The sequence below is a fragment of the Citrobacter freundii complex sp. 2024EL-00216 genome (genome assembly GCF_043945515.1).
In the GTDB taxonomy this organism is placed as follows: domain Bacteria; phylum Pseudomonadota; class Gammaproteobacteria; order Enterobacterales; family Enterobacteriaceae; genus Citrobacter; species Citrobacter portucalensis.
The window spans coordinates 1-3,340 of sequence record NZ_JBIMRA010000054.1 but is presented as its reverse complement, the minus strand read 5'-3'; the positions used below and the strand labels follow the sequence as shown (position 1 = coordinate 3,340).

Annotated in this window: 3 protein-coding genes; all 3 read left to right on the top strand. The window is 34.2% G+C overall.

Annotation, left to right across the window (positions count from 1 at the left end):
• The first annotated feature begins 213 nt into the window (after positions 1–213).
• From ACHHZ7_RS25215 to ACHHZ7_RS25205, 3 genes are read left to right on the top strand one after another with little or no spacing between them, the layout of a single operon-like run.
• Positions 214–1,305, top strand: a complete 1,092-nt coding sequence (locus ACHHZ7_RS25215) for a hypothetical protein (RefSeq protein ID WP_032650530.1) — start codon at positions 214–216, stop codon at positions 1,303–1,305.
• A 10-nt stretch (positions 1,306–1,315) separates the two neighbouring features.
• Positions 1,316–2,563: a hypothetical protein gene (locus ACHHZ7_RS25210; protein ID WP_032650528.1), complete on the top strand. Its 1,248-nt coding sequence runs from the start codon at positions 1,316–1,318 to the stop codon at positions 2,561–2,563.
• A complete protein-coding gene (locus tag ACHHZ7_RS25205) occupies positions 2,560–3,207 on the top strand; it encodes a hypothetical protein (protein WP_050489294.1) in 648 nt (215 codons plus the stop codon). The genes ACHHZ7_RS25210 and ACHHZ7_RS25205 overlap by 4 nt, the downstream gene beginning before the upstream one ends.
• Positions 3,208–3,340: the final 133 nt, after the last annotated feature.

Sequence of the window (3,340 nt, the reverse complement as noted above, 5' to 3'; positions counted from 1 at the left end):
GTGCCAACAGCGGAAGTTGCTAACCGGATTTTTACTGAAGCTTGAGCAGCGATGCCACTTACTGATGCCTATCAGTAATGGGGCTCTTGATGATTCAAATAAAAAAGATTAAATTGATTGAGATTATTCCTATTTTATTGATCGTTTTCGCATGAGCTTGGAAAACCATGAATCAGATCTTCACTATATAAAACAACGAACTATGGAGGAAGCGTGGGCGGCGAAACTAAGAATATTGATGAGATTGCAGGTATCATTTCCAGTAGAATTTTTGATGAATTAGGCTGGAAAACCCAAAAAACAACGGATATAAGTTGGGACTGTTGTTTGAGATCTCATCTAAACGCTAAACAACTTTTATCTGAAAATCCAAAAAAAACTCACCCTACGGATGTAGTCTTCAAATATAGAGATCCTTATTCAGATATAACTCAGTATATACAAACAGATTTAAAATCTTATTGTGCCAGCACGCTTGACGGTACAAAATCAATATTGAGCGCTCTACGAAGTTTATCACAACAGGTAGCTTGCGCGCCAAGAAGTCCTGAGTGGCGGCGTCTATTTGTTGACAGTACAAATGAGAAATATCAAGTTAACGGCCTACTTTTTATATATAATCATGACAATAAATATGACTCTGATTTAATTGAGAAATTAAATGGAGCCGCCACAGCAAGTTATGATTTTCCAGAGAACTCTTTGATTGCAGTTTTTGACCCAACTATGATCAGATTTTTACTAGATGTTACAGAACACATTGAGACTAGAAGGGGGATTACTGACAAAGTAACACAAGAAACAAATATGTTATGGCAAAAAATTCCTGAGATAGAGAACTGCACATATTTTTACCCTGACAAGCATAATAAAATAGCAACGAAAGGGAAAATCCTTCCAGCCACAATTGAAATGATAACATCTGGCATGATTTTTTACTCATATGAACACGAATATATTAGAAATGATGATGGCGATAGAATAAGAAATAAAATATTGAATATTTTCTGGAAAGAAAAGGTTGATTCCAGTAATCACTTTATATTTCTTTTAGAGTATATATTTAACTATCAATTACTCAATCAATTTGACAAAATATTTGTTATAACTCCGTTCTCATCACACTCAAGCGTTCATTTGCAATCCGCCATTAATGATTACATAGGCATATATTCTTTCACTCAATCTCATATCGAAACGTTAAGGGAAAAAATAGTATCCATTCCTTTTGTTAATCAAAAGCTATCTATATTTGAGTACCAAGTTGCCAGCAAGCAGGTGAATAGAAAATGTCACTTTTCATAAGGAGTATGACATGAATAAATATCAAGCCACGTTGTTTTCAAACGAAAGTGACATTTATACTGCCCTCCACTCTAACAGTGCAAAAATCACAGATGTTACATTAAGGAAGATCGCCTTCAATCGAGGGATAATTTTCCCATCTGACTTATCAAAAGAGGTATTGATAGAAAAAATATCAGACCTGCCATTTTCATATAATCACATCAGAGAAGTACAAGATAAACTGGCAACCAAACCCAGCCAAGACGTCTTCTCAGTAAAACGTATATATGAAGAATTTGATATAGAGAAACTCTATGACGTTGTAAACAAAGTGAAAGAAAATAGACCCAAGTTGCTAGGGCATGAGAAAATTGATCATTACTCAGGGTTGCAAACCTACCATATATCTATTGATTACACTGAATTTGATTTTAGAAGGGGTAAATTTCAGCAGAAAAAATTGTACAGTGGGAGTATAATTTTCATAGTAAAAAAAGGATATGTTTCAGTGAGATATAACTATACACCACGCATTTCAGAAATTCTCAAGCAAATAATTGATACATATTCATCAACGGTTTGTAACAACATAATTGTCAACGAAATAGATTTATCAAGCATCGTTGATACTGATCTTAGGAACATTTTCGCTGTTCATCTTTATGATTTTGATGGAAATTATAAAAAAACAGGACTTGAATATGCTGGTCTTGAAAAGGTTAGAGTAAGCAGAATAAAAACATCTCTGGATATTAATGGAGATAATCTTGAAGGAAATGCTAACGAAGAAACACAAGAATTATTAAACAAGATTTCACCTTCTACAGATAACGAAAATGATGATGACATTAATAATCAGGAAATGGCATCTGACGATGATGAAAACCTAACTTTTAACATTAATAATGCCGCGTATGATGGCCTATCATTAGTGAACGCTCCTCAAATTAAGGAGCTGTGCAGTGATGGGTTTTATAGAAGCTTAATTCGATGGAAGTCATTTTCCTCAGTTGTTAAGAACCATACTATAACTTTTGAACTTAGTTTTGATGATAAATATCTTGGAAAAAATATAAAATTCAGAGCGTTATACAAAGAAAGCAACTCTGCATCCGCAGAGAGAGAAAAACTCAGTGACGCAGACTTTGATCAAGTCATGAAACAATTAGAAGAAAAAATATTTTTGATTAATGACTTTATTATCGAAGAGCATACCAAGCGATACCCAGTAACGAAAGCTATGTCTTGCGAGACTTTGAATCAGGAGGCTGGATGATGATAAAGGTAAAAATTTATAAAGCAGAAAAAGATATAACTAAAAGTGAGTTATTACACAAAGTAAATGACAACCTCTATGATGAAGATAAAGGATATGGTTTTCAAATCATTAATAACTCTGAAGTGCTTGAACTAAGATTTACCATGAGAAGCATTAGTAAGCAAAGCTTAGAATATGCTAATGGCGAGCATTCAGAGGTTGAAATAGCAACTTACTTAAATGTGGACTTTGGCGTCAGACAAGGGAAAAAAATTATACTATATGCCACTAACCCTCCATTAAGTATGAAAATGCCTTATACTATGGTGCAAAAACTATTTGGTGAAGATAGTGGATTGAGACCAGTAGAATTTGATCTGAGGAAAGTTGTAAATGGTCTTTCTGAGGGCTTTGACCTCAAGATAAAATCCATGTCTCTATCTAATATCTCTGTTGATCCTTTTACTTTAGCAAAGACAAAAATAGTAAGCTCAAAGAATCTCCAAGAAATTTATCAGAATAAATATATGAATAGCTCGGCCGTTTTTGATTCCGTACATTTCTTCGTTAACGGAATTGAAACGGAATTATCTAGGACGGGTAGATTCCGTGTGAGAGAGAGTCAACTTCCAACACTTTTATCCATCTTAGAAACTCTCTGAATTTTGTGAAATATATAAGGAACTCAGGCCTACTTCGTCAGTAGGCCTCTTTTCAGGTTTGTGCTTATCTAGTCATTGATTTGATCGTAATGATTCACATAGGATGCTGTTAGCAATGTCCGCTCTTCGCTCA

Coding starts and splice junctions, on each gene's coding strand:
- ACHHZ7_RS25210 (WP_032650528.1), top strand. CDS start 1,316: ATGAATAAATATCAAGCCACGTTGTTTTCAAACGAAAGTGACATTTAT.
- ACHHZ7_RS25205 (WP_050489294.1), top strand. CDS start 2,560: ATGATGATAAAGGTAAAAATTTATAAAGCAGAAAAAGATATAACTAAA.